1 protein-coding gene is annotated in these 237 nt (G+C 76.8%); it reads right to left on the bottom strand.

Translation table 11 applies throughout. From position 1 onward, the window contains the following. Positions 1–36: 36 nt before the first annotated feature. Positions 37–237, bottom strand: a 201-nt coding sequence (locus tag HKX41_13380) for a thioesterase (protein NNC25126.1), incomplete at its 5' end; no start/stop codon positions are given.

The following is a 237-nucleotide window of genomic DNA, read 5'->3' as shown; positions in this document are numbered from 1 at the left end:
ACCCGCACGCCCGCGCCGCGTCAGGCGCGGGCCGGCTCAGGCCTTGAGGATCGCGACGTAGCGCGCGGTGAACTCGGTCGCGACCCCGCCCTCGGGCAGCAGCGCGCGCGCGACCAGGCCGGTGCGGGCGCGGCCGCGGCCGCGCAGGGTCTGCACGAACAGGCTCCAGTCGGCGTCGGCGGCCAGTTCGGCCTGCACTTCCAGGTCGCCGAACAGCGGCGCCAGGTAGCGGATCTG

This window comes from Salifodinibacter halophilus, from assembly GCA_012999515.1.
In the GTDB taxonomy this organism is placed as follows: domain Bacteria; phylum Pseudomonadota; class Gammaproteobacteria; order Nevskiales; family Salinisphaeraceae; genus Salifodinibacter; species Salifodinibacter halophilus.
The sequence above is the reverse complement of the archived record's forward strand: the minus strand, read 5'-3'. Positions and strand labels throughout refer to the sequence as shown.